This is a genomic window from Exiguobacterium sp. s102 (genome assembly GCF_018618635.1).
In the GTDB taxonomy this organism is placed as follows: Bacteria; Bacillota; Bacilli; order Exiguobacteriales; family Exiguobacteriaceae; genus Exiguobacterium_A; species Exiguobacterium_A oxidotolerans.
In genome coordinates, this window is the sequence record NZ_JACSML010000001.1 from 155,851 (window position 1) to 180,785 (window position 24,935).

At 46.7% G+C, this 24,935-nt stretch carries 21 protein-coding genes; 14 read left to right on the forward strand and 7 right to left on the reverse strand.

Going from position 1 to position 24,935, the window contains the following annotated elements:
* Nucleotides 1-5 precede the first annotated feature (5 nt).
* Genes KNQ02_RS00710 through KNQ02_RS00720 form a run of 3 tightly spaced genes read left to right on the forward strand, consistent with a single transcriptional unit; the run spans nt 6 to nt 2,905 of the window.
* Nucleotides 6-968: a diacylglycerol kinase gene (locus tag KNQ02_RS00710; protein WP_029331519.1), complete on the forward strand. Its 963-nt coding sequence runs from the start codon at nt 6-8 to the stop codon at nt 966-968.
* A gap of 30 nt (nt 969-998) precedes the next feature.
* A complete protein-coding gene (rlmD, locus tag KNQ02_RS00715; protein WP_029331518.1) occupies nt 999-2,357 on the forward strand; it encodes a 23S rRNA (uracil(1939)-C(5))-methyltransferase RlmD in 1,359 nt (452 codons plus the stop codon).
* A gap of 38 nt (nt 2,358-2,395) precedes the next feature.
* On the forward strand, nt 2,396-2,905 hold the full coding sequence (locus KNQ02_RS00720; RefSeq protein WP_214807168.1) for a DUF6933 domain-containing protein: 510 nt from the start codon (nt 2,396-2,398) through the stop codon (nt 2,903-2,905).
* Between the two features lie 89 nt (nt 2,906-2,994).
* Here KNQ02_RS00720 and KNQ02_RS00725 read toward each other — a convergent pair whose 3' ends face one another.
* Both KNQ02_RS00725 and KNQ02_RS00730 read right to left on the reverse strand, forming a co-directional pair.
* Nucleotides 2,995-4,152: a helix-turn-helix domain-containing protein gene (locus tag KNQ02_RS00725; RefSeq protein WP_214768883.1), complete on the reverse strand. Its 1,158-nt coding sequence runs from the start codon at nt 4,150-4,152 to the stop codon at nt 2,995-2,997.
* 120 nt (nt 4,153-4,272) lie between these two features.
* Entirely contained in the window at nt 4,273-6,522 is a 2,250-nt protein-coding gene (locus tag KNQ02_RS00730) for a methyl-accepting chemotaxis protein (RefSeq protein WP_214768880.1), read from the reverse strand.
* Between the two features lie 174 nt (nt 6,523-6,696).
* Here KNQ02_RS00730 and KNQ02_RS00735 point away from each other — a divergent pair, with 174 nt between their 5' ends.
* Nucleotides 6,697-7,119, forward strand: a complete 423-nt coding sequence (locus KNQ02_RS00735; protein WP_029331512.1) for a CBS domain-containing protein — start codon at nt 6,697-6,699, stop codon at nt 7,117-7,119.
* A gap of 128 nt (nt 7,120-7,247) precedes the next feature.
* The gene (locus KNQ02_RS00740) at nt 7,248-10,046 is read left to right on the forward strand and encodes a putative bifunctional diguanylate cyclase/phosphodiesterase (protein ID WP_214767115.1); all 2,799 of its coding nucleotides are present in this window, start codon (nt 7,248-7,250) and stop codon (nt 10,044-10,046) included.
* A gap of 183 nt (nt 10,047-10,229) precedes the next feature.
* Here KNQ02_RS00740 and KNQ02_RS00745 read toward each other — a convergent pair whose 3' ends face one another.
* Nucleotides 10,230-11,936, reverse strand: a complete 1,707-nt coding sequence (locus KNQ02_RS00745; RefSeq protein WP_214767117.1) for a M3 family oligoendopeptidase — start codon at nt 11,934-11,936, stop codon at nt 10,230-10,232.
* A 176-nt stretch (nt 11,937-12,112) separates the two neighbouring features.
* Here KNQ02_RS00745 and KNQ02_RS00750 point away from each other — a divergent pair, with 176 nt between their 5' ends.
* From KNQ02_RS00750 to KNQ02_RS00785, 8 genes are all read left to right on the forward strand, one after another.
* Nucleotides 12,113-12,616, forward strand: coding sequence for a PTS sugar transporter subunit IIA (locus tag KNQ02_RS00750; RefSeq protein WP_088837825.1), 504 nt, complete (start codon nt 12,113-12,115; stop codon nt 12,614-12,616).
* Nucleotides 12,617-13,105: 489 nt separating this feature from the next.
* A complete protein-coding gene (locus KNQ02_RS00755) occupies nt 13,106-13,867 on the forward strand; it encodes an ABC transporter ATP-binding protein (protein WP_214767119.1) in 762 nt (253 codons plus the stop codon).
* Complete coding sequence (locus KNQ02_RS00760) at nt 13,854-15,770, forward strand: ABC transporter permease (protein ID WP_214807169.1); 1,917 nt, start codon at nt 13,854-13,856, stop codon at nt 15,768-15,770. Before KNQ02_RS00755 ends, KNQ02_RS00760 begins: the two co-directional genes overlap by 14 nt.
* Before the next feature lie 81 nt (nt 15,771-15,851).
* Nucleotides 15,852-16,538 (forward strand): response regulator transcription factor, encoded by a 687-nt coding sequence (locus KNQ02_RS00765; protein ID WP_214807170.1) that lies wholly within the window; start codon nt 15,852-15,854, stop codon nt 16,536-16,538.
* Nucleotides 16,535-17,527 carry a sensor histidine kinase gene (locus tag KNQ02_RS00770; protein WP_214807171.1) on the forward strand — a complete coding sequence of 331 codons (993 nt, stop codon included), beginning with the start codon at nt 16,535-16,537 and terminating at the stop codon, nt 17,525-17,527. Before KNQ02_RS00765 ends, KNQ02_RS00770 begins: the two co-directional genes overlap by 4 nt.
* On the forward strand, nt 17,520-18,284 hold the full coding sequence (locus tag KNQ02_RS00775; protein WP_088837820.1) for an ABC transporter ATP-binding protein: 765 nt from the start codon (nt 17,520-17,522) through the stop codon (nt 18,282-18,284). The genes KNQ02_RS00770 and KNQ02_RS00775 overlap by 8 nt, the downstream gene beginning before the upstream one ends.
* A gap of 55 nt (nt 18,285-18,339) precedes the next feature.
* Complete coding sequence (locus KNQ02_RS00780; RefSeq protein WP_251133054.1) at nt 18,340-20,181, forward strand: FtsX-like permease family protein; 1,842 nt, start codon at nt 18,340-18,342, stop codon at nt 20,179-20,181.
* A 25-nt stretch (nt 20,182-20,206) separates the two neighbouring features.
* Nucleotides 20,207-20,836, forward strand: coding sequence for a helix-turn-helix domain-containing protein (locus tag KNQ02_RS00785; RefSeq protein WP_214767127.1), 630 nt, complete (start codon nt 20,207-20,209; stop codon nt 20,834-20,836).
* 57 nt (nt 20,837-20,893) lie between these two features.
* On the opposite strand, the gene KNQ02_RS00790 is transcribed toward KNQ02_RS00785, so the two are convergent.
* The 3 genes from KNQ02_RS00790 to KNQ02_RS00800 form a co-directional block, all read right to left on the reverse strand.
* Complete coding sequence (locus KNQ02_RS00790) at nt 20,894-21,328, reverse strand: hypothetical protein (RefSeq protein WP_088837818.1); 435 nt, start codon at nt 21,326-21,328, stop codon at nt 20,894-20,896.
* Nucleotides 21,329-21,392: 64 nt separating this feature from the next.
* A complete protein-coding gene (locus KNQ02_RS00795) occupies nt 21,393-22,595 on the reverse strand; it encodes an ABC transporter permease (protein WP_088837817.1) in 1,203 nt (400 codons plus the stop codon).
* Nucleotides 22,585-23,478: an ABC transporter ATP-binding protein gene (locus tag KNQ02_RS00800; RefSeq protein WP_088837816.1), complete on the reverse strand. Its 894-nt coding sequence runs from the start codon at nt 23,476-23,478 to the stop codon at nt 22,585-22,587. The genes KNQ02_RS00795 and KNQ02_RS00800 overlap by 11 nt, the downstream gene beginning before the upstream one ends.
* Nucleotides 23,479-23,802: 324 nt before the next feature.
* On the opposite strand from KNQ02_RS00800, the gene KNQ02_RS00805 reads away from it, so the two are divergent.
* A complete protein-coding gene (locus KNQ02_RS00805) occupies nt 23,803-24,411 on the forward strand; it encodes an alpha/beta hydrolase (RefSeq protein ID WP_088837815.1) in 609 nt (202 codons plus the stop codon).
* A 52-nt stretch (nt 24,412-24,463) separates the two neighbouring features.
* Here KNQ02_RS00805 and KNQ02_RS00810 read toward each other — a convergent pair whose 3' ends face one another.
* The gene (locus KNQ02_RS00810) at nt 24,464-24,931 is read right to left on the reverse strand and encodes a hypothetical protein (protein ID WP_088837814.1); all 468 of its coding nucleotides are present in this window, start codon (nt 24,929-24,931) and stop codon (nt 24,464-24,466) included.
* Between the last annotated feature and the right edge of the window lie 4 nt (nt 24,932-24,935).

The following is a 24,935-nucleotide window of genomic DNA, read 5'->3' on the forward strand; positions in this document are numbered from 1 at the left end:
AACTTATGAGACCTAGAGCGCGAGTGATTTATAACCCGACTTCCGGGAAAGAGATGGTAAAGCGAAATCTGCCGTATATCTTAGACCGGCTTGAAGCAGCGGGTTATGAGACTTCCGTCTATTCGACGAAAGCGGTCGGTGACGCAACACATGAAGCAGCACGGGCCTGTGAAGCTGAATTTGACCTCGTCGTGGCTGCGGGTGGAGATGGAACGTTAAACGAAGTCATCAGTGGCATGGCTGCCTACAAGGTTCGCCCTAAACTGGGTGTCTTGCCTGTCGGGACGACGAATGATTTTGGACGAGCGATGCGGATTCCGTTGACGATTGAAGGCGCGATGGATGTCATCTGCACCGGCTATACGATGCCTGTCGACATTGGGAAGATTGAAGGAACGACGGGTGTTCATTATTTCATCAACATCGCAGGTGGCGGCATCATGACGGAGTTGTCTTACGAGGTTCCGTCAAAACTCAAAACGGCACTCGGACAACTCGCTTATTACGTCAAAGGGATGGAGAAGCTACCACAAATCCGTCCGACGTATGTCGAACTCGAACATGAAAAAGGGACGTTCAAAGGCGAAGTCATGTTGTTTTTGACTTCGAATACGAACTCCGTTGGTGGCTTTGAGAAGCTATCTCCGAATGCGTCACTCAATGATGGACGGTTTGATTTATTCATCTTAAAAAAATGTAATCTTGTCGAACTGATTCGCGTCATGCGTCTCGCCTTAAAAGGGGATCACTTCTCGGATCCTTGTGTCGAGCATGTCACGACTTCATTCGTCCGGATGAAAAATACTTCTGAGATGAGCTTGAACATCGACGGTGAGTTCGGTGGCACCTGTGAAGGGGAGATGACGAATTTACAGTCGCATTTCGATGTCATGACACCGAAGTTCCGGATCGATGAGATGGAACTGATTAATACACAACTACAAGAAACAGAAACAAACCTCGCGTAAGGCGCGGGGTTTTCTAGGAGGAACCCAATTATGATCCCAGTACAAAAAAATGACGAGCACGTCGTCGATATCGTTGATTTGACGCACGACGGTTCAGGTGTCGCACGAATCGATGGTTATACGGTCTTCATTCCAGGAGCTTTACCGACGGAACAAGTCAAAATCAGAATTACGAAAACAACGAAATCATATGGTTTCGGACGAATTATCCGTCAAAAGACGAAGAGTGTTGACCGTGTCGAGCCGCCATGTCCTGTCTACAACCAATGTGGGGGCTGCCAACTGCAACACTTATCATATGATGCAGAACTCGTCTTTAAGCACAACCGTGTTCGTGATGCATTTGCCCGCCTCGCAGGACTCGAAATTCCGGTCCATGAAACAATCGGGATGGAAGATCCATGGGGCTACCGCAATAAAGCACAAGTCCCGGTCGCTTTCCAGTCGAACAAGTTGATGGCCGGTTTTTACCAAAAACGGAGCCACCGCATCATCGATATGGATTACTGCTTGATTCAAAACAAGGAAAATGATGAAGCAATCCAAGCGGTCCGTAAAGTCCTCGCTGACTTAAAAGTCCCAGCTTACGATGAAAAGAAACAAACGGGTGTCATCCGTCACATCATGGCACGTCACGGGTACCATACGAATGAATTGATGATCGTCCTCGTGACGAAGGTCAAACAATTGCGTGGTATCGATAAAATCGTCGCCGGCATCTTAAAAGCCGTCCCGAACGTGACATCGATTCAACACAACATCAACCCAGAGGATACGAACGTCATCTTAGGGAAAAAGAACATCGTCCTGCACGGACCAGCTGTCATCCGCGATCAAATCGCCGGATTGACGTATGAAATCTCGCCACATTCATTCTTCCAAGTCAATCCGTTGCAAACGGAGAAACTATACGGTAAAGCACTGGAGTATGCACAATTGACAGGTGAAGAAATCGTCGTCGACGCGTATTGCGGTATCGGCTCGATTTCATTATCACTTGCACAACAAGCGAAACATGTCTACGGGATTGAAATGGTTCCTCAAGCAATCGACGACGCACGTCGCAACGCAGCTGCGAACGGTATCGACAACGTATCATTCGAGTATGGAACGGCTGAATCCGTCATGCCGGCACTCGTCAAAGCTGGAATCAAACCGGACGTCATCGTCGTTGACCCGCCGCGTAAAGGCTGTGACGAAGAATTCCTGCGTGCTGCGGCTGAAGTGGCACCAAAACGAATCGTCTATGTCTCATGTAACGCGTCAACTCAAGCACGTGACGCGAAGTTGCTTGCTGAACTTGGTTACAAGCTGATGGAAGTCACACCTGTCGATATGTTCCCGCATACGACACACGTCGAGAGTGTAGCTCTTTTCGTAAAAATGTAAGAGCAACTTTCTAACTAAAGGAAAAGCGGGGTTGGAGCATGCTGATCGAATGTACAAAAAAACTAGCAGATGCGATGAAAATCAACTTAACTCCGTATGAGACAACTCACGCAGGTTCTTTTTATGAATGGCATGCGAATGTGTTCACGTTTGATCGAAGAAAATGTGTTGTCTTGATGAATAACAAAACAAGATATAGTATCGTCTTCTACGGCATGAAAATGAAAGAATTCAAACAATTTGATGTCATTGCCTTGAAGGCAATCAAGGACACATTTTTAGCAGAAGGATTTTCTAATGCGGTCGTGGATCGTTATCTGGAACGGTGCGGTGACGTCCAGTACTCGAAGACACATGATCGAAGTATCATCGGACAATTGAATGATGCCATCATTAGTATTTCGTGGAAGCTTGAGGACTTTTTACCGACAGAACAAGTGCATATGATGGATTTAAGTATGTGGATCGGAGAAAATTTATTGTGTGGTCCAATCGGCTATGCAGCGCCGATCGATCTTCTAAAAAAAGAGTTCGACTCGTCCTTTTAACTAAATCAGGCGATTCAAAAAACAGGACCCCTTCGTGTAAACGGAGGGGTCCTGTTGTCGGTTAAAAAAACTAAATCGTCAGCTGCGTTTTACAGGTAGTGCCGTTGTCGATAATGGGTGGGTGTCTCACCAGTCGTCTGTTTAAACGCTTGACTGAAGTGACTTTGGCTCGAAAAATGCAGTTTGTTTGATATCGTCAGCAACGAATCATCAGACGAACGGAGCAAGCGTTTCGCCTCCCGGATTCGCTCCCGGATGACATACCGGGCAAGCGGTAGACCAGTTTCGTCCTTGAACAGGACGGATAGGTAATTGGAGGAGACGTGAATCGCATGACTGATTGAAGAGACGGACAACGGATCGTAAAGATGCTGTTGAATGTAACGGATGGCAGCTAAGACGTGTGGCGAGTGTCGTAACTCTTGGATTTGCTTGACGGCTTCTGCAAAACTGACAGTAATCCGGACGTGACGATTACGAAGTTCAGAGATACTGTTTGCTGCTTCAATCGAATCAATCATCCGGTCGCTGAGTGAGAAGGCTTCGTCCGGTTCAAGTCCACCGATAATGGCAGCACGTGCGCTGAGCAGGACCGTTCCAAGTAGGAGATTCTTTTCTGCCCGAAGTGGTTGATGGCGTGCGAGCGAGCCGAATTCACCATAAGCAGGTAAGGAATAAGTCGTCGCCAAGCGCTCGCTTTGACCGGAGGAAATCCAGTCGATGATTTGCTGTTCGCGTTGCCAAGCTTTGCGGTAGGCTGTCGTTCCTGTATGGGCAGGTACGTCTGCGACGAGCGGGATTTCTTCTTCGACGATTTCAGACTCCGTCCGGATTGCGCGGGACGGGAGCTGTCGTCCGTTCAATAACCGATAGACGAGGTGAGCGCAGTCGATTAATCGATTTTCAGTCGTCCGAGGTAACGATTTATAAAATTGGTGATAAGACTCATCCTGAATATGCGCGCGAAACAAGGCGGATTGTAACAGGACGGGACCAATTCGGTATTGCCCTTGATCTGCGACGGCAATGAATAAATACGCCGTTCCATCTTTTAGCGTGTAGAGGAGTGGGACCGATTCAGCAGTCGGCCACTCGGCTTCAAGCGTCAATTGATCGGGATGGACAGGCGCGGTTGGTCGTACATGAAGTGAATCGTTTTCATGTGATTGGTACGATACAAAAAAACCGGTCGTCCCATAAATACTTTCAGCAATCTGGATTAAATCGTCTGTTTGTAGCGGCTTCATGGGTCTACTCCTCTCGGTAGAAATCATTAAGTCTAGTCTAAGGGGTGTACAAGAAATTGTATAGGGAGGAACGAAAAGAAGGAACCTGCGCGTGGCAGGTTCCTTTTTTAATAAGGCTTATCAACGATTGTCTGATTCCTGCTGATTAGTCGAATCATCGAGCACTTCTTCAGCATCGAGTTCAAACAAGTCGCTATCGCTTGTCTGTTCCAATTCGGTCACGGCTGCTTCGTCTGCAACTTCATCAGACGCATCGGCATGAGGCAGTTCGTCAGCTTCGGTTCTTTCTTCAGGTGGCAGTGTATCGTCTAATTGGAAGTCGAACGTCAATTGATGAAGTTCACTTGCGATATGAGCCAAGTGCGTCGCTGCCGTCGTGACGGCTTCGATTGTCGCATTCGTTTCCTGGATACTTGCGGCACTCGTTTCGATACCGGCTGCGTTCTCTTCTGTCAACGCGAGAATGGTTCCCATCGCGTCAGACACTTCTTCTGTCGCAGTCGTCAAAGCGCTGATATCACCGGTTAGCGATTCAGTCCGTTGTGAGACATGATGGACGGAACCGGCGATCTGTTCGAAGTCGACGCCTGTCGTTTTGACGGACTCAAGGGAAATTTTCAAGTCATCCATGACATGGTTCATCGCACTCATCGCGGTGTGCGTCTCTTTTTGAATATTATCGAGGAGCTGTTTAATTTGTTTTGCAGAATGATCGCTTTCCTCTGCAAGCTTCCGGACTTCACTTGCGACGACGGCAAAACCTCGACCTTGTTCACCGACACGCGCCGCTTCGATGGCGGCATTCAAAGCCAGGAGATTCGTCTGGCTTGAAATTGCTTGAAGCGTCCCGAGAATCTTTCCGATTTCGCCTGAACGTTTACCGAGGAATTCGGACGTGTTCTGAATTTCCTGTTCGAGTGAATCGGAGTGTTGTAGTAAGTCGGTAATCGTTTGTTTCGTCAGTGAGCTACCGCGCGTTGCGGCATCGGCGACGGATGCGACTTCAGACAACGTCGTAGCGGCCGCTTGTTGCATCGCGACGGAGCGTTCCTTGACACCGTAAACGGCATGCGAAGATCGTTCCGCCTGTTTCGTTTGCGTTTCACCGGCGGCTGCAATTTCTTCCATCGTTTGACCGATTTGTTGTGACGCATTTTGGACGTGGGTCGCATTTGCTGATAAGTCCTGTGACGCATCACGAACGGTTCCGGCTGATTGTGTCATGGCCGTAATCGTTTGACGCAACTTTTGACGCATCGCATCGAAATTCTCATTGAGGTCAGAAAGTTCATCGCGAATAAAGCGTTTTGGACGTTTTGTCGTCCGTAAATCACCGCTTGCAATCGCGAGGGCTTCCGTCCGAAGTGTCGAGAGGGGACGGTTGATTGAGCGTCCAATTAACCAGGCAATCAATGTCGCTAGCGCAATCGCGACGACAAAGTTGATGAGCGACTGTTCGAGCATGGCATCTTTAGGAGCATACAGAGACGCATAATCTAGTACGACTGCTAGCTTGAAACCTGTTTTAGAAGAGAGTTGCCAGATGACGACTGATTTTTTCCCCGCAACATCCATGATGGCGGAACCGGATTCTTGGTCAATCATCTGTTTCGGTGCACTGAAATAAGACTTTCCTTCTTCACGGAGTTGGTCGAGACTTTTAAAGAAGTAATTTTTATTCGGGTGCGTGACGACTTTTCCGTCTTTTGTATAGCTGAATACGAAACCTTCCTGTCCGATTTCGATTCGCTTCATGTCTTCTGAGAGGCGGTTGATGCTTTTATAGACGGACAAGACACCCTTGATGTTTGCTTGATCATCAAGTGTCGCTTTTGAGAAACTGATGATGGATAGTTTCGTCGCTTCGTCATAATACGGTTCGCTCATGGCGACCGTACTTGAATTTTCAAGTGCTTGTTTATACCAAAGGTCGCTTCGTGGATCATAGCCGGCAGGGACGTCTTGCTTCGGCCAGTTCAAATAGCCGCCTGACGTATCAGCGTATTGGAGAAAAGAATTTTCGATTTTCGATGAACCGTATTTTTCGAGGACGCTGTAAATGTCTTTTGCTTTTTGAGACGGTTCGTCCGTCAGATCAGGAAGGTCTTTTGGATCAGTATAGTTCGGCAGTGAGCCACTCGCCCGCGTGAACGGGAGTCCGGCGAGTAAAGACGTATCTTTTTTTGTATCGTCGATGATCCGCGAGAAGGATTGCTCGAGTTGCTTTAATGCCGTTTGAGACGTTGAATCGACAAGATTTTCAACAGTTTGACTTGTCTGGTTGTATGAGAACCAGGTTGAGACACCTAACGTAAGCGCAGGTAATAGAATGAGACCGATGAAAAGACGGCGTGTGATGGGAAGGCGCATATGTAATTCTCCTATCTAAATAATCTATAAAATCTGTCTATTCTGATTATCGGACGGGTAATGTTAAATATGAAGGAATTATGGTGAGATTTTCATGATTTGAGAAATGAATCGAACGGAAGTTCATGATAAAATAAAGTGGATGTCACAGAGTGACTAGGGAGGAACTTAGAAATGAATATTGCTTTTTTCTTATTGCCAAAAGATGAAGTGAAATACTTAGATCCTGAGTCGACGGTCAGGCAAGCACTTGAAAAGATGAAACATCATCGGTTCACGTCAGTCCCGCTCGTTGATGATAAAGGAAAATATGCAGGAACGCTCACGGAAGGTGATGTGCTTTGGGCACTTGAAAAAAACCTGGAACATGCGGATTATGATCATGTACTTCAAACACGTCTGACAGACATTAAACAACGTGTTCGTTATAAACCCGTTTCGATCACAGCACAAATGGAAGAAATGATTGAGGTCATCACTGATCAAAACTTCGTGCCCGTCATTGATGACGGCAAACACTTCATTGGAATCATTCGTCGACGCGACATCATCGACTATTTCGCTAAAAAGGTAGAGCGAGAGAATGTCCAATATTGAAGAATGGATCAAAAACGCTTTTGTCCCGAAAATAAACGGGCGAAAGCGTTTTTATTGACCTCTTTCCGCTTCACGAATCGCTTCTTTTAGACGATATATAGACATAATGACAATTTAGGGAGGACGATGTGTTGCGACTTTTACCACCAGTCTTCATCGTAGAAGCATTTCGGAAACGCTCCTACTATAAAACGTTCTCATGGATGATTTCGATTATCGGGTTGTTAGCCGTGTTAATTGCGACGCAGCAACTCTTAAAAAATGTAGAAGAAGGTTACAGTTATAAACGTGCGAGCGGCGTGATGGATGTATTTGAACAAGTCAATCAGGCGGAACGCGATCTTACATACTATTATTACTTATCATTGAGTTCACGGGTCGATGACTCGTTGACGGAACGAATCGAGTGGTCGAAAAAGGTCGATGACGAGCTCGTGGCGCTGAGCAAACGTTTAGAGACAATGCCGACGACAAGTTCTTTGAAAGAGGACGTACTAACCGAAATCGACGAGGTTCGAAAAAACGGTTATGTCGCGAGCAATCGATTTTTTACGGCCGTAGCAAATTATAAAAGTGAAATTTTATTTAATCAGCTATCGCTCAGTCAAGATACCGGGAAATATTATTCCTTGTTTTCTAACCTGTTCTTAATGGAACGGGATTTCGGAAAAGCAGGACAGAGCCTGCTTAGTGCAGATCAAGACAAACAATTGGATGCATACGAGTTATCAAGAATACGGCAAATACGTCAAGATTTGGCAGTGAGAAATGATACGGTGACGAAAACGCTTTCGGCAACGATTGATGCTGAAGACGGAGCGTCGAGACTTGATATTAATACGATGAAAAGTGAGATGGCGGCATATTTTGGTGTGATCGATACGACGTTGAGTGAACCCGCACTTCGCGAATACGAAACGTTAGAACGTATTTCAGATCGCTATCAAGGCAGCATGTACCGTTTGTTTAATCGAGCAATTTCAGACGTACAAACGGAAATGACGGACCGGGGAAATGATGTCATTCGAAATGCGTGGTTGATGTTCGTTGCGACGTGCTTCATCATTTTCGCTTTACTCTTACTGACGCTCTCGCTGTTACGTGCTTTCCGAAAAGACTTAGTCATGTTACAGGAAGAAGCAAACGTATTTGCTGAAGGACAGCAACAATCGTTTTATCAAGTGCCGGAACGCAATGATTTTCAACCTGTCGTCCATGCTTTTCGGACGATGACGGCGATTATCTCAGGACTACTGGATTACAATGACCAAAAAACGCTCGAAATCAAACAGAGAAAAGCAGAAATCGAATCCCTGTTTTCACAAAATACAGATCCAATCATTGCCTTAGCAGCAGACTTCAAGTTATTGCATGGGAATGACCAGTTCCAGAAGCTCGTCGAGACGACAGAGTTCGTGACGATTGAAGAACTGATTCACCCGGCTGATTTGAACCGGGTGCGTCGTGCCTTAAATGGGGCAATCGAAGGGCATAGTCAAACGATTCGTTGTAAGATGATTTTCGAAGCGGACATTCGGAATATGTTCGTCAACATCATTTATGTGCCGACGAAAAGCGAGAACGGGATTGCACTTTATTTAACGTGTCACGATGAAACGGATCAATACAGACGAGAAGAGCGGATTACGCAACTGGCACTGTATGACGTCTTGACAACGCTATTGAATCGAAATGGTTTCGAACAAAAGATGACGGAAGCATTGGCAGGGTTACAGCCCGGCGAACTCGTCACAGTCAGTGTACGCCAGTTTAGACGCATCAATGATGCGTATGGGCATAGCGCGGGTGATTTGATTCTAAAAGAAGTAGCGAACCGTTTACGCCGTCACTTCATCGGGACAGGTTCACCGGCACGAATCGGTGGAGATGAATTTGCTGTCTTGATTTCGCAGCAAGGCATCGTCGATTACCACGAATTAAAACGAGTCATGGAACTTCCGTATTATGTCGAAGGTGAAGAAATCCATGTCAGCATCAGTATGAGTATGGTCCGTTATCCGAACGATGCAGTTGCCGTGACCTCGCTCTTGTCATCTGTTGATATCGCGATGCAACATGCGAAACGGGATCAAGCAGGGGAGCCGGTTTGGTTCGAATCATGGATGAGTGAAGAGTACCGTGAATCGGTCGTTCTCGAAGCAGAGTTGCGCGAAGCGATCGTCAAAAATGAGCTTCAGTTATTTTATCAGCCACAAATTAACTTAAAGACAGGACAGGTCGAAGGCTGTGAAGCGTTACTCCGTTGGTTCCATCCTGAACGAGGCATGATTAGCCCGGCCGTCTTCATTCCGATTGCCGAGCGCTCGATGCTGATTGAAGAAGTCGGCATGTGGGTCGTTCAGGAAACGGTCAACCAAATTAGACGCTGGGAGCAGACGCCACTTGCGATGCTTGGTGTTTCAGCTAACTTATCAGTGAAAGAACTTGCTTCCGGTCGCATCGTCGACTATTTGGCGGATATCAGAAATGAACATCCGGGAATTGAACGGCGGATGGAGTTAGAAATCACGGAATCGTTTGGTGTCTTTTCCGATAAACGCGTCTTTGATGCCCTCGAGTCGCTACATGCAATGGGTTATCAATTGGCAATCGATGATTTTGGAACCGGCTATTCTTCTTTGTCTTATTTAAGTCGCCTTCCGATCCAACGTCTGAAAATCGACCGCTCCTTCATTAGCGGGGAAGATGCATGTTCGAATGCACCATTGATCGAGACAATCATCAAGCTTGCGCATACGTTGAAGTACGACGTAGTCGCAGAGGGAATTGAACAGTTGGAACAAAGCGAGAGTTTACGAAAGCTCGACTGTGAATATGGACAAGGGTTCTACTATTCCCGTCCGATTCCGGCAGATGAATTTGAAGTTTGGTTCATGCAGCATCAGGAAACATTGAAATCTTCATGAGACAATCGAAGCGGAGAGTGGGTACCTCGTTCGTTTCGGTTGGCTTAACGTAAACTACGCGTACACAAAAAAAGCTCCGTTTTCCTGTCCATTGAACTGACAGGAAAACGGGGCTTATGTTTTTTGCTTGAGGACAGCACACTTGCGAACGAGTGATTCCTGTTGCTGTCAGGCATGTTTTAGTTAGACACGATCGAGTGCTAAGTCGTCTGCTTGTTCGAGATAGGCTTTGATTGGTGCGACCGCTTCGTCGACTGTCCCGTCAGCGAAAGGTGACTTCAAGCCGGCGCGTTCGACAAGTGCAAGGAAGCTTTCTGATCCACCTGCTTTACAGAGCGCGAGGTACGATTTCCAAGCGGCTTCGCGGTCCTTCTCCATCCACGCATAGAACTGGAAGGCACAAACTTGAGCGAGCGTGTAATCGATGTAATAGAACGGGCTGCCGAAGACGTGTCCTTGCTGATGCCACCAAGCACCTGAATCGAGGTAGTCATTCTCCTCGTAGTTGCGATGCGGGAGGTATTTCTTCTCGATCGTCCGCCACGCTTGACGACGTTCAGCCGGTGTTAGCTCCGGTTTGCTGTAGATGACGTGTTGGAACTCGTCGACTGCGACTCCATATGGTAAGAAGGTAACACCGCCAGCCAAGTGACTGAATTTATACTTCGATGTTTCTTCACCGAAGAATTCTTCCATCCATGGGTACGCGAAGTATTCCATCGACATCGAATGGATTTCGCATGCCTCATATGTCGGGAACCCGTACTCCGGTGTCGTGAAGTGACGGCTCTCATAAACTTGGAAAGCATGACCGACTTCATGCGTCAAGACGTCGATATCTCCCGACGTCCCGTTGAAGTTCGAGAAGATGAACGGCAGTTTTTCGTCAGCGATGTAGGTACAATACCCACCGCCTGCTTTACCTGGCTTCGCCGTCAAATCAAGGGCACCACGCTCGATCATGTAATCAAAGAACTCATTTGTTTCAGGCGACATCTCGCGGTACATTTTTTTTCCGCCTTCGATGATGAAAGCTTCCTCGCCTTGCGGTGTCGCGTTTCCTGATTTGAAAGCGAATCCTTCATCGTAGTAGTAGAGTGAATCGACACCAATCCGGCGTTGTTGACGTTCTTTTAGTGACGTCGCAATCGGAACGATCGTGTCAAGGATTTGCTGGCGGTAATCCTCGACCATCGACTGGTTATAGTCGACGCGAAGCATCCGGGCATAACCGAGTTCGACAAATGATGGGAATCCGAGCGTCGTGGCGATTTCAGTCCGGACATGGACGAGTTTGTCGTAAATCGTATCAATCGCTTCGCCGTGTTCTGCTAAATAACCGTAACGTGCTTCTGAAGCCGCTTTACGAACCGCGCGGTCAGGTGACTGTAAGTAAGGACCGAACTGAGACAAGTTCAACGTTTTGCCATCAAATTCGATTTCTGCTGAAGACATCAACTTCGTGTATTCACTCGAGAGACGATTTTCTTCTTGAAGCTTCGGAATGATTGCTTCTGAAAAAGTTTTTAAGCTGGCTTCTGCTAAGAGGAAGAGTTGTTTGCCCCAAGTCGTTTCGAGCTGTTCACGGAGCGCATGCGCCGTCAACACATGATAGTAACTCGAGACGTAGCCCTGATAGACGGGGCCTGCTTCATCAAAAAAGCCTTGTTCCGTTTCGTAAAATGCGTCGCGCGTATCAATCGTATGACGAATCTCGACGATTTGGCTCGCTGTTTCGAATTGGTTTCTAAGGGTATTAATCTCAGTGATGGCTGCGTTTGCCTGTTCGACTTGTGTGGCTTCTTTTAAACGAGAAATTGCGTTTTGCATGGTGGTTTCTAAAACATTCAGATCAGGACGGACATATGTAAGTTCTGAAAATGGTAACATGTAAGCGCCTCCTTTTGATTTCTAACTATTATCACACAAAAATACTTGCAAAACTAGAGGGACAAACGTATGCTTTTTGTGAGAACGTGAGCGAGTCGTTCATAAACACGCTCCTATAAAAAAATCGAATCTTCTTCAATGAAGAAAAACGATCAAGAAAGTAGAGGGATAGTATCATGGGATTCTTTAAAAAATTGTTTGGTGGCAACGAAGCAGGAAACGCAAAAATCACTTCTGCACTTACAGGTAAAATCGTCAGCATCGAGAACGTACCCGATCAAGTCTTCTCACAAAAAATGATGGGAGACGGAGTCGCAATCGAACCGACTGAAGGTAAAGTGGTCGCACCGATTAACGCAACAGTCGAAACGATTTTCCCAACAAAACATGCAATCGGTCTTAAAGGTGAAGATGGTCTCGAACTATTAATTCACGTTGGTTTAGATACAGTTAACCTTAAAGGTGAAGGTTTCACAGCACATGTTCAATCTGGTGATAAAGTCAAAGCGGGCGATGTCCTCGTTGAGTTCGATTTAGATTACATCCGTGCGAATGCACCATCGACGGTTACACCAATCATCGTCACGAACCACGACCAATTCACACTTTCTGCTGTTCCTGCTGAAGGTACTTCAGTAGTGGCAGGCGAAACAGAATTGTTCAAGGCAACACATAAATAATCTGATTACGCGCGAAATTTTGCGCTTCTCCTGAAACTCCCTCATCTTACGAGATGAGGGAGTTTCAGACTGTAGACAACGTGCTATCGGGAGAGCAAGCGTCTTTTTTCGTTGCTTTCCTCGGGCGAGGCGCAAGCCGTTGCTCCTTGGATCCTAGCGGCCAATGAGCAGGGTCTTGCCTGCCTCTGAAAGTGCGTTATAAACGCACTTTTCCCCGTAGGAGTCAACGAAACGTGACGCTTTTTAGGTAATACCGTGAGGGAAATCAAGGCATGCAGACGGTTTAGAACCCAATCCGTCTCGATATAGCATATTCACGCTTCATAAGAGTTTGTCTACACGACTCCCTCATCTTACGAGATGAGGGAGTTTTTTGTTCTCCACCCAAACCTTACTGTTTTGTAAGTGAATTGAAAGTCAACTCCATCCCTTGAAGTACGATTGCTCGGTAGACTGAAGGTAACGAATCGACTTCAGGAGGAACAGAATATGAAAGCAATTTTGAATGCAGAAAATATCACGAAGGTATACCAAACGAAGATGGCGCGGCATGAAGCACTAAAACCGACATCATTGACTGTACATGAAGCGGAGTTTGTCAGCATCATGGGTCCTTCAGGAGCTGGTAAATCAACACTGTTGAATCTTTTATCGACGATTGATCAACCGAGTGAAGGTATGATTTCGATTAATGGTGAAGATGTCACGAGCATGACTGAAAAACAATTGGCACGGTTTCGTCGGGAACGACTGGGTTTCATCTTCCAAGACTTTAACTTACTCGACACGATGACGGTCGAAGAAAACATTGCCCTTCCGCTTGCGCTGGCACGTGTCGAGAAAGCGATGATTGTGTTGCGTGTTGAACAAGTGGCGCGGCAACTTGGAGTCGAAGATTTGTTGAAGAAACGTCCGGTCGAACTTTCAGGTGGTCAAAAACAACGCGTCGCAGCAGCACGTGCAATCATCCACCAACCATCACTCCTCTTAGCTGATGAGCCAACGGGAGCACTCGATTCAAAGTCAGCGACAGGGTTACTCGAAGCCCTCGAGACGCTGAATGAACAAGGGGCAACGATTTTGATGGTGACCCATGATTCTGTCACGGCGTCATACGCGGAACGCATTGTCTTTGTCAAAGATGGAGAGCTGTTCCGAGAAATCCATCGGTTTGGGACGCAAAAGGAATTTTTCGAACAAATCATGGAAGTCCAACGCGAACTCGGGGGTGCAGCACGTGAGTTTGTCTAAATTAGCTTTTCGTAATTTAAAGAACATTCGGCACAATATGATGTATCTAGGTGCCGTCACATTCGCAATTTTGATTTATTACACGTTTTTAGCGATTCGTTCGAACGAAGCGATGCTGAACGCAAATGAGATGTACGGTAAGCTCGGGACGGTCTTTACGGGATCGAGTATCATCTTGGCCGTGTTCTCGACGATTTTCATTTGGTATTCGAGTGACTTTTTCTTACGACGTCGTAAACAAGAACTTGGTTTATATGCGTTACTTGGACTCGAGCGAAAACAAATCGCTCAACTGATCTTTATTGAAACGATGGGATATGGAATGGTCGGATTGATCATCGGGACCGCTCTAGGGACGGTTGCTTCAAAATACTTTGTTCAACTGCTTGCGCATGTCATGGCAATCGATATCGAAGCGACGTTTACGATCAGCCTCGCTGCAATGGGTCAGACGATTGCCGTGTTCTTGGTCATTTTTTTATTGATTGCTCTGCGATCGGCACGAACAATTTATCGCTTCACCTTGATTGAACTATTCAAAGCAAACCAACAAGTCGAAGTGATTCCGAAAGTCCATCCGATTCTCGCAGTCCTTTCTCTTCTATTGATTGGATTCGGTTATTACCTGACGGGGCAGCCGCTGCTCGATCACTTTACTGTAGTCGCGCCACTCTTGATAGTTTGTATCATCGTCGGAACATTCGGGACGATGAGTTACTTTACGATTTTCTTGTTGCGTGTTCTCAGTAAACAGGCACGTCACTTCGAAGGAACGAATTTGATTTTACATGGTCAATTGCTGTCACGCGTCAAGTCGAATGCTGTCATGTTATCAACGATTACTGTCATCACGGCAGTCACACTGACGACGGTCGGAACAGCGACATCGATTTACTATTTCATCGATCGAACGGTCGAGCAACAAATGCCATACAGTTTATCGGTTGCGAGTAAACGACCGGAGGCAGAGCAATTGATTAAGGAATCGAATCAAACCATTGAACAGCGGACGATGGTCAACGTCAAAAATGTCGACCATCAGATGAAAGAGTTACCAAATCCGTTATATTTGACGAAGTACTACCGGACATATGCGATGGACGGTTCAAAAGGACAATTCAGCTACATCAATTATTCAGACTACCGCAGACTAGCGAAGGCGAACGGAAAACGTGTTTTACCTGAGCCGCAACAAGGTGAGGCGATTGTCCTCGAGACATTCAAAGGAAACGACTTGTTGCAGGAACGAGTCAAGTCACCCGTTGGAATCAAGATAAACGACATCCATTCGTCCTTTCGCATCACGGGTGAAACGGATTTACCAATCGCTCAACTCTATGAGAAACAACGATTGGCGTTCGTCGTTTCGGACGATGCCTTCGCGATGATGCCGGAGCGTGCATGGATGCTGACGAATTATCAATTTTCAGATGAACGGACGGATGACGGGTTGATGAAGAAACTCGAGGCACTTTACGGAAAGCAGGCGGAAACGGACATGGCGGCCTATTATCCGGTCTACGCGATAACGACGGCGACGACAGGGCTGCTCGCATTTGCTGCCGGGTTCCTCGGACTCGTCTTCCTGCTCGCGACAGGTTCAATCATCTACTTCAAGATGCTTGCGGAAGCAGAAGAATCAAAGCACCGTTTTGCGATCATTCAAAAGGTTGGGGTGGCGCAAGGCGAACAGGTGAGTATCATTCGTCGCCTCGTCGGATTTGTCTTCTCCCTACCGTACCTCCTTGGACTCATTCACAGCATCTTTGCGATGCAAGTCCTCCAAAAACTACTCAACTACAACATCGTCATGCCGACAGTCCTTGCGATTGGCTGTTATACGGTCGTCTACCTTGTGTATTACATCATGACGGTCCGAGCGTACCGGCGGATTGTGATGTGACGACGGTGACTGGAAACGAATAATCGTTTCCAGTCCTTTTTTTGTTCGGTATGATAGATAACGAAGGAGATGAATCATTCGATGGAAACAATTTTATTAGTGGAAGATGATCAAAAAATCGCGGAGTTACTTCAAGAGTTGCTCGAACGTTATGATTTCCGTGTCATTCACGAAGATGGATTTGGTGATGTCGCGGCACGTTTTGAAGAGACGAAGCCGGATGTCATCTTGCTTGATGTGAACCTTCCGAAGTTCGACGGCTTTTATTGGTGCCGGCAGCTTCGCTTAAAAACACGTGCCCCGATTTTGTTCATTTCGGCGCGAGTCGGAGAAATGGATCAAGTCATGGCACTTGAATATGGGGCGGATGACTACATCGTTAAACCGTTCCAAGGAGCCGTTGTCATCGCGAAAATCAAAAGTCAGATTCGGCGGGCGTACGGGACGTTATCAAGTGAGAATGATGAACGGACCGTCGTGAAGGCGGGCATCACGTTGTATTTAGATCGGTATATCGTCGAACATGGTGATCAATCGATTGAACTATCGAAAAAAGAGGGTTTGATTTTAGAAATGTTACTGACGGCTAGCCCGCGGATTGTCAGCCGGGGAGACCTGCTCGAACGAATTTGGGATGATGAAGCCTTCGTCGATGAAAATACATTGAACGTCAATATTACGCGTGTTCGTAAACGTTTGGCAGAAATCGGCGTGTCAGGGCTTGAGACGGTCCGGGGAGTCGGGTATTGCCTGGTGCTTGAAAAATGAAACTGTTTTTTCGTTATACGATTCCAGGACTGCTGTTTTTCATCGTTCAACTGGTCGGCTTATTTCTCGTCTTATGGTTATACGATCTTTATCAACCCGCAGCGTTTTTCTATATCATCTTACTTGATACAATCGCGCTCATCATTTATTTAAGCTATCGCTTTTTTAGTATGTTGCCACTGCTTAAACGATTACAAAATCCGATTACCTCGGTTGCAGAACCGATTCGCCCCGGCAGTGAGGAACCAATCGCTGCAGCAGTCGAACAATTTTTAGAACGGCAACAAACGATTTTTCGAAACAGTTTGTTTGCCGAACGGCGGAAAGAAAAAGAACGGCACCGGTACGTCGATCAGTGGATTCATCAAATGAAGACGCCGCTCTCGGTCATCGAACTGATTCTTGAACATCCGGGTGAAGATTACCGGACAGATCTGCGGCACGAAGTCGAACGACTACGGACAGGTCTTGATCAAATGTTGTATTCGTCACGCCTCGAAGCAATCGAGACGGATTTGAAGGCGGAGCAACTTAATCTCCGTGTTCTCGTCATGGACATCATCAATCAAGAAAAACGACTGTTTGTCAAAAATAAAGTCTATCCGAAGCTTGAAATCGAACCGTCCTTATACGTGTATACAGATGCTAAATGGTTCCGCTTTTTGTTACTTCAACTGTTGACGAACGCCGTCAAATACACGACGGGACATGGTAAAGAAGTTCTGATTCGGGCGATGGAACGCGACGGACAAGTCGTGCTGACATTGATTGATGATGGAGTCGGCATTCCGAAGCGTGACTTGCCGCGTGTCTTCAACGCCTTCTTCACGGGTGAAAATGGACGGCGTTACGGAGAGTCGACCGGAATGGGACTTTATTTCGTCTGGCAGGTCTGTACGAAGCTCGGGCATGAAATTGAATTGAATAGTCTGGAAGGCCAAGGGACGACGTGTCGATTGAAGCTTGTAGGAGGACGAACGGATGATTGAAGTCAAACAGCTTGGGAAAGTATATGCAGGAAAAGTAACGGAACAACCGCTGACGGATTTGAATTTCCGTGTCGAGGAAGGCGAGATGGTCGCGGTGATGGGGCCGTCCGGAAGTGGCAAGTCGACACTGATCAACTTACTGGCGACGCTCGATCAACCGAGCTGGGGTTCGATTTTGATGGAGGGCATTGATACATCGACCTTCAAGCGAAAAGAAACGACGCGCTTTCGGCGTGAGACACTCGGAATCATTTTTCAAGAGTTCAATCTACTCGATTCGTTGACGCTTGGTGAAAACATGCTCGTTCCGTTGATGCTGTCTGGGAAAAAGACGAAGCTCGCGCGAGAGGAGATGCTGCATCTCGCAAAACGGCTTCAAATCGATGAGCTACTCGACAAACAGGTGGATGAAGTATCCGGTGGACAGCGCCAACGCGCTGCGATTGGGCGTGCTTTAATCCATGCTCCGCGTTTGATGTTGGCTGACGAGCCGACCGGTGCACTCGATTTCCAAGCGACAAAACATGTAATGGAATTACTTGCTGAGTTAAATGCAGCCGGGATGACGATGGTCATCGTCACCCATGACCCGACGGTCGCCTCGTATTGTAACCATGTCTTATTTTTGAAGGATGGTAATATTCAAACCGAGTTGTTTCGTGACGAACCGCGTCGTGTCTTCTTTCAACGCGTCATCGAGTCGCTGTCGTTATTAGGAGGGGACGAACATCAACTATCTACAATACGCCCTACGTAACATTAAACGCTATCAGCGTCTGTACTATGGGTACGCCCTGACGATTGTCATCGCGATGACGATTTCGACGAGCTACTGGAACTTAGTGACGAGTGCTTCGTTCCAAAATGTCGCAAAAGTCTTAAGTCAATTGAATCAAGTCATCGAACTGACGATGATTTTTGTTTTTATCGCGGAACTGATTATTTTGTTTTTCAGTATCCTGTTCATCTATGCGACGACGTATACGATGCTTGAACACCGTAAAAATGATTTACGTGTCATGCGGACGCTCGGGAGCGGATTTTCGCACTTTTTAAAGTACTTCCTCATTGAGGTTCTCCTTGTCGGCGGACTAGCGATTTCGGCGGGGTTGTTGCTTGGAGTCGTCTTGACGAAACTAATGTTGCTGGCAATCGAAAAAGTGATGTTTTTACCACGACTCGATATTGAAATCTCTGCACTGTCGTTTTTGGTACTCATCGCCGGGGCGCTCCTCGTTCTCTTAACGGCGACAGTACTCGCAATCTATCGATTCCGTCCGGATCGCCCCATTCGGACACGTTCAACATGGAAACGCCGCTTTCGTATGTCGCTGCGCGTCCTGGCGATTCTTCTGTTGTTGTACGGCTATATATTAGCGTTCGTCCAACAAACCGGATTTGTTTTGTTGTTTCCACTCGTCATTTTTATCGGTTCCTTTTTCATCTGCCGTAATGTGTTACCGACGTTGATGAAATTGTATCGTCCCCGGACGTTGTCGTTACGTAAACTCATCCTTTCTGAAATTGCGACACAGCTCCGGACGAATAGCACCCTCGTTGCCCTTGGGACGATTTTGACGTCATGTGCACTAACGGCAGTCGGGCTCGTCTTCATCTTTCAAGTAGTCGGGTTAGACTTATCTTCACAAAATCATTTTGGACTCGTCTATTATGAAGAGTCGAAAGAGCAGTCCGAACGCTTGCAAAAGATTGAAGAGACGATGGAAGAGACGTTCCCGGACAAATATCAGCAGGAAGTTCGTCTGAAAAAGAAGGGGACACGTTACGTGTTGCCTTTATCCGACTACAATCAATTATTAAACGAGCTGGGACAGAAACGACGCGAGCTGAACGACCGTGAGGCGCTTCAAATTCCAGCCCGTCCCGTTCAGTTAAAAGAACAGACACCGACGATGGAAAAAGCGCGACAGGCGATGGAACAAGCTGGATACAGATTAGTAACCCCGGCTAAACACCGCCTCTTTTTCGGTTATAACTATCGCATCGAAACGCTATTTGTCATCAGTGATCAGCGCTTCAACGAACTGGCACAACCCCTCGCCCGGATTCGTGTTTTTGAAACGCCAGCCTATCGGGATTACGGGACAGGGGCTTGGGATGACTGGATGTCAATCGTCCGGGACATTCAGTCGAAATCGAAGATGACGAACGAAGCGGCGGCGCCGTATCAATTAATCAATGAAACAGAAGATGAACTCGATGGGATTCGGATTGTCCGTCTTGTCTCATTCGTCGTCATTTTACTGACGGTCTGGCTCTTCGTCATCAACGCGAGTTTCCTCCACGTCTGGATGCAGATGACGGCTGAACAAGAACAAAAACGATTGAAGACGCTGTTTGCCCTCGGTTTTGATCGTCAAAGTGTCCGAACGTTTTTACTTGTGAAATATGGAGCGGTCTTGATGATTCCATACTTGATTTCCGTATTTCATGCCTGGTTGTTGTTCCAAGCCATCATTTCCGAGGCGGGTCTTAAGATGGGTCCCCTGTTCGGTGTTTCCTTGATGTGGATTGGAATCGTCACGTTTTGTTATATCGGAAGCATCTTCCCGCTCTGGGTTCGATACCCACGACACCTGCTTCAAAAGTCAGGCGAAAGTTCGATGTATCCGATACCGGATTCAAGGGTATGATAAGAGCATAGCGAGGAGGGAGCATATGCTGAATCATTCACCATATCGAGGGTACGGGGACCGGATTCGGATTTTGCGGGAACGCGCCGGAATCTCGATTGATCAGTTAGCAGATAACCTGGGTGTCGCACCTTATTTCATTCGACGAACAGAATTAAGTGAGGTCTACCCGACGAAAGCCTACATCGAGTCGTTAGCAGAAGTTTTACAAATCGATTCGAGTTATTTGGCGCGGCATATTTGGACAGGGGAATCGTTGAAGTTCGTCATGCAGGACAGCACACCGCTCGAGGAAATGCGTTTAGCGTACGAGCAGACACTGGGTCAGGATGAATCCGTCATCGAAGAACAACTCGAAGAACGGATGCGGATGTTTGACTTGATGTATGATGATGACGTGAAGCGAATTGAACAGACGATGAGTACGACGGAACAGCGAATCTTTCACGAGCTGGTCGAGTCGGTCATGGAGGCCGGAGAGCTTCGTCGGGAAGAAGCGCGGGGGACGTTTGAGATGTTCGAGGATAAACTCCCCTCGATGATTCAACTCGACGAGTATTTAGATCGTTTGACTGAGGGAGAAACGACCGAGCGAACGACGTGTTACACTCAGTATAGTAATCAGATTGAACGAATGCGCTATCATCGAAAGTGATGCGAAGTCTTTTCATTAAAAATGCCGCCCCTTCCTGAAGAAGTGGCGGCATTTGTTTTATGATCGTCGTGGAACTTGGTGATGAGAGACTCGGCTTTTTTGACGTGTCCGCCCGATGATGAAGCCGATGATTGCGTTCGCGATGACGAGAACCCATCCGACGTATCCAAAGTTGAGCGTCAAGCTACCAAGCATAGCTTGCCATTTGAAGACCATCATGAAATCTCCACGGATCACAAACCGAGCGATACAAACGAGTAACACCGTCGTGCCGGCGATGAAGATTCCCATCCAACTTCCGAAGAGGCGAGATGATTGAATGCGGATAGCGACGAACGACCAGAAAAATAGACTGACGACAAACGTCATGCCACCATAGGCAAGGACGAGCTTCCACGTCTCGCTCGCTTGTGGAAATTTCGTAAACATGACAAGGGACGAGACGATGGCGGCAGCGGTGAATAAAATAGCTGCCCAAAAACGAGACCGCATAACGTAGTTCCTCCTAAAGTTTTTCTCACTTAACGATAGCGGAAACGTCTCATCTTGTAAACCACTACTGACGACCACTTAAAATACGTCGCAGTTGCTTGAGCGGGTTCGATCCATAGAACAGCACACCGCCTCGATAAAATTTCGTTCCGACGAACAGGGCAAGGGCGATGCTTACCCCCATTAAGCCGATGGATAAAAGGATTTGCCACATCGGGACGTCCGTCAGCATGACCCGTAAGAACATCAACATCGGGGTGAAGAACGGAATGAATGATAAGACGACGACCGCTTGATTTGTTGGAGCGTTTAAACTAAAAATGGAAATCATGAACGCGGCTACAATCAGCATGATAACGGGTATCGTTACTTGCTGTGCATCTTCGACCCGACTGACGAGTGAACCGAGTGCGGCGAGCAACGTTGCATAAAGGAAGTAGCCGAGTAAGAAGAATACAAATAAGTAGACAACTGTTTGAATGCTTAAAGAGTCGAGTGATAGTTGGTCAAACAAGCTGCTTTTTTGTCCACTGTAGTAACCAACGCCAACAAGCAAAGAAAGTTGAATGATGCTGACCGTTGCAATGGATAAAATTTTTGCAAGCATATGTTGAATCGGACTGGCAGCAGAGATTAACAGCTCCATGACACGTGATGATTTTTCATTGGCAATCTCGGTTACAATCATTCCGCCATAAATTACAATCGTAAAATACATTAAGAACAGCAAAACATACACGAGGGCAGAAGCGGCAAACAGTTCGTCCTCATTTTTTCCGCCAGTGGATGTTAACTCTTGTTTTGTTGTAATAGGAGCAGCCAATGCGGCGAGAATCGCAGGATCAACATTTGATTCAGAAATGATTTTTTGATCACGAACCAGTTTTAGTGCCGTTGACAGTTGAGTTTTCAGGGATTGTTCCGGACTCTCACTAATTAATGTGACAGCGTAAGGATCGCTCGTCATCAACGCAACCACTTCATATGTGCCGTCTTTAACGGCATCTCGTGCTTCCTGTAATGAATAATCTTTCTGATCGATTTCGGATTTTATCCCACTTTCTTTTAGAACAGGAACGATGTCCGCATCCAGTGAACTGACAACAGCGATTTTAGGTTCGTCTCCTGCAAACCAGTCAATGATTCGTTCGATATTCGAAAATCCAATCAAAAAAACAATCATTAAAGCGGTTGAGATAAGAAAACTTTTTGCCCGCAATTTTTGTAATAAACTAAAGCGATACAGGGTCATAAATTTACGGTTCATAACGTTTTCCGACCTCCTCGATGAAAATGTCCTGTAGGGAGAGTTGATCCCAGACGAAACGTTCGACGTGGAAACCTTCTGTAATTAAATGGCGAAGTAATCCGTCGGCGGCTTCTTTCGATTCGACTTGGAGCGTGTAGCCGGTGCCTTCCGTCTCGACCTGTAAAATACCAGGCAGTGCATCCCATAACAATGGTGGGGCATCGGTTGCTAACAAAACACGCGTTTTTCCGTAGCCTGCTTTGATGTCTGGTAAGTAACCGGCGACAACAGGTTTTCCGTGATCTAAAATCGCGACATGTTCGCATAATTCTTCGACATGATCCATCCGGTGACTCGAGAAGACAATCGTCGTCCCGTCCGTCGTCAGTTTCCGGACCGCTTTTTTAAGTTGTTCGACGTTGACAGGGTCAAGTCCGCTGAACGGTTCATCGAGAATCAACAGATCCGGCTTGTGCAGGACGGCAGAAATCAATTGAATTTTTTGCTGATTCCCTTTTGAAAGCTGTTCGACACGCATCTTTTCATATTGAGGAATTTGAAAGTAATCCAACCACGCCACTAGAGATGCTTTAGCCTCTTTACGCCGCATCCCACGAAGCTCGGCTAAAAAGATTAATTGCTCGTCCACCCGAATCTTTGGATAAAGACCGCGTTCTTCTGGTAAATAGCCGATTTGCGAGAGGGGGATGGCTTTTCCTTTCCAGGTGATTGATCCTGTCGTCGGCTGTAAGATACCGAGCAACATCCGGAACGTCGTCGTCTTTCCGGCACCATTCGCGCCAAGTAATCCGAAAATCTGTCCTTCCGGAACTTGAAACGATAGCTCATCGACGGCTGTAAAATCGCCGAACTGTTTTGTGATGTTCTGTAGTTCTAGCATGTGAACCTCCTTGGTAGACTAAGTAGTCACTTCTCTTTACATTGTACCCTTACGTTAAAACTGGTTAAAGGTTCCATTTTTAAAATTTATATAATTGAGCATTTTTGTTTACTTTTAGTAATTTAGTTACTATTATTATATTAAGGATAAAAGGGAGTAACTAGGTAATCGTCATGAAAGCGCAACGGACAATCCTGGTTTTGCCATTGATGAAGCATTCGAAGCACTCGGTGAAGACTTAAAGTTGCCGGAACAATTTGAGGCGCACCGGGTGCAAATCGCGCAACATGCCGCACCAATCACAGTCAAGAAGGGGAGACTCGTATGATACATCTTTTTGAACAACCTAAAAAACAAGGCGCACCGATTTTCTTGCTTCTCCATGGCACGGGTGGATCGGAACAAGATTTAATCGGACTCGTCCAATTGCTTCATCCAGATGCCGGTTATCTCTCCGTTCGTGGAGCAGTCACGGAAAATGGGATGCCGCGTTTCTTTAAACGCTTGGCAGAAGGCGTCTTTGACGAAGCCGACTTAGCCTTACGGACAAAAGAATTGATGGCATTCATCAAAGAAAAAAGTGAGACGTATCAATTTTCCGTTCAGGAATTAATTCCCGTCGGTTACTCGAACGGTGCGAATATCGCAGCGAACATGATGTTTGAAGAAGCGCTGTTCGCACAAGCGATTTTGCTCCATCCGATGGTACCGCGTCGTGGCATCCCGTTGCCAAATAGTGAAGGCGTCAACGTCTTCATCGGAGCGGGGGCAAATGATCCGATTTGTGCCGCAAGTGAGACGGAAGAACTAAAAGCACTATTTGAAGGTGCCGGAGCGCATGTCGACGTGACATGGTCAAACCACGGACATCAGCTCGTCATGCCGACGATTGAAAGCGCGGCATCCTGGTTAAACAATCAATTGACACAATAAAAAAGCATTGAGAACTCAAGGGGCAGAATCCTGAGTTCTCAATGCTTTTTTATTAAGCTGGATGGTCACTTTTCGGACGAGAATAAACAATCAAGATTCCTCGCTCAACGAGTTGCATTGCGAGTGTCTCTTTTGCTTCTTCAGAAATTTTCGTCTGTGTGATATGTTTGTACAGGTGCCGTAGTTCGCGACGCATCGGTTTGCGGACGAGCCACATGCTGTCGATGATCGAACACCACGTCAGGACGGTTTCTTGACCGATATAGAATTGCTTTTGCCGATTGAGATAACGAATCCACCATTCATCGCGAAGCATCTTTAAAGTAACGCCGGTAACAAAGACGATCAGAAATGTCAGTGGAATTGTTTCATACAAAGGAAGACTTGTCAGGACATCGCGAAGTCCTGTGACTAAGCTGAGCATCATCCAACCAATGAGCCCGATGACGAGCCAATAACCAAAGTTGAGTGTACTTCGTCGTTGCATCATGAGTTTCGGTTTCAAGAGTGGAGTGGCCATCAGA

Bases quoted from the DNA above. Each gene is read 5' to 3' on its own strand.
- KNQ02_RS00775 (WP_088837820.1), top strand. From the start codon at position 17,520: ATGATTGAAGTCAAACAGCTTGGGAAAGTATATGCAGGAAAAGTAACG.
- KNQ02_RS00780 (WP_251133054.1), top strand. From the start codon at position 18,340: ATGACGATTTCGACGAGCTACTGGAACTTAGTGACGAGTGCTTCGTTC.
- KNQ02_RS00755 (WP_214767119.1), top strand. From the start codon at position 13,106: ATGAAAGCAATTTTGAATGCAGAAAATATCACGAAGGTATACCAAACG.
- KNQ02_RS00795 (WP_088837817.1), bottom strand. From the start codon at position 22,595: ATGAACCGTAAATTTATGACCCTGTATCGCTTTAGTTTATTACAAAAA.
- KNQ02_RS00810 (WP_088837814.1), bottom strand. From the start codon at position 24,931: ATGGCCACTCCACTCTTGAAACCGAAACTCATGATGCAACGACGAAGT.
- KNQ02_RS00710 (WP_029331519.1), top strand. From the start codon at position 6: ATGAGACCTAGAGCGCGAGTGATTTATAACCCGACTTCCGGGAAAGAG.
- KNQ02_RS00750 (WP_088837825.1), top strand. From the start codon at position 12,113: ATGGGATTCTTTAAAAAATTGTTTGGTGGCAACGAAGCAGGAAACGCA.
- KNQ02_RS00790 (WP_088837818.1), bottom strand. From the start codon at position 21,328: ATGCGGTCTCGTTTTTGGGCAGCTATTTTATTCACCGCTGCCGCCATC.
- KNQ02_RS00785 (WP_214767127.1), top strand. From the start codon at position 20,207: ATGCTGAATCATTCACCATATCGAGGGTACGGGGACCGGATTCGGATT.
- KNQ02_RS00725 (WP_214768883.1), bottom strand. From the start codon at position 4,152: ATGAAGCCGCTACAAACAGACGATTTAATCCAGATTGCTGAAAGTATT.
- KNQ02_RS00805 (WP_088837815.1), top strand. From the start codon at position 23,803: ATGATACATCTTTTTGAACAACCTAAAAAACAAGGCGCACCGATTTTC.
- KNQ02_RS00765 (WP_214807170.1), top strand. From the start codon at position 15,852: ATGGAAACAATTTTATTAGTGGAAGATGATCAAAAAATCGCGGAGTTA.
- KNQ02_RS00800 (WP_088837816.1), bottom strand. From the start codon at position 23,478: ATGCTAGAACTACAGAACATCACAAAACAGTTCGGCGATTTTACAGCC.
- KNQ02_RS00770 (WP_214807171.1), top strand. From the start codon at position 16,535: ATGAAACTGTTTTTTCGTTATACGATTCCAGGACTGCTGTTTTTCATC.
- KNQ02_RS00720 (WP_214807168.1), top strand. From the start codon at position 2,396: ATGCTGATCGAATGTACAAAAAAACTAGCAGATGCGATGAAAATCAAC.
- rlmD (WP_029331518.1), top strand. From the start codon at position 999: ATGATCCCAGTACAAAAAAATGACGAGCACGTCGTCGATATCGTTGAT.
- KNQ02_RS00745 (WP_214767117.1), bottom strand. From the start codon at position 11,936: ATGTTACCATTTTCAGAACTTACATATGTCCGTCCTGATCTGAATGTT.
- KNQ02_RS00735 (WP_029331512.1), top strand. From the start codon at position 6,697: ATGAATATTGCTTTTTTCTTATTGCCAAAAGATGAAGTGAAATACTTA.
- KNQ02_RS00730 (WP_214768880.1), bottom strand. From the start codon at position 6,522: ATGCGCCTTCCCATCACACGCCGTCTTTTCATCGGTCTCATTCTATTA.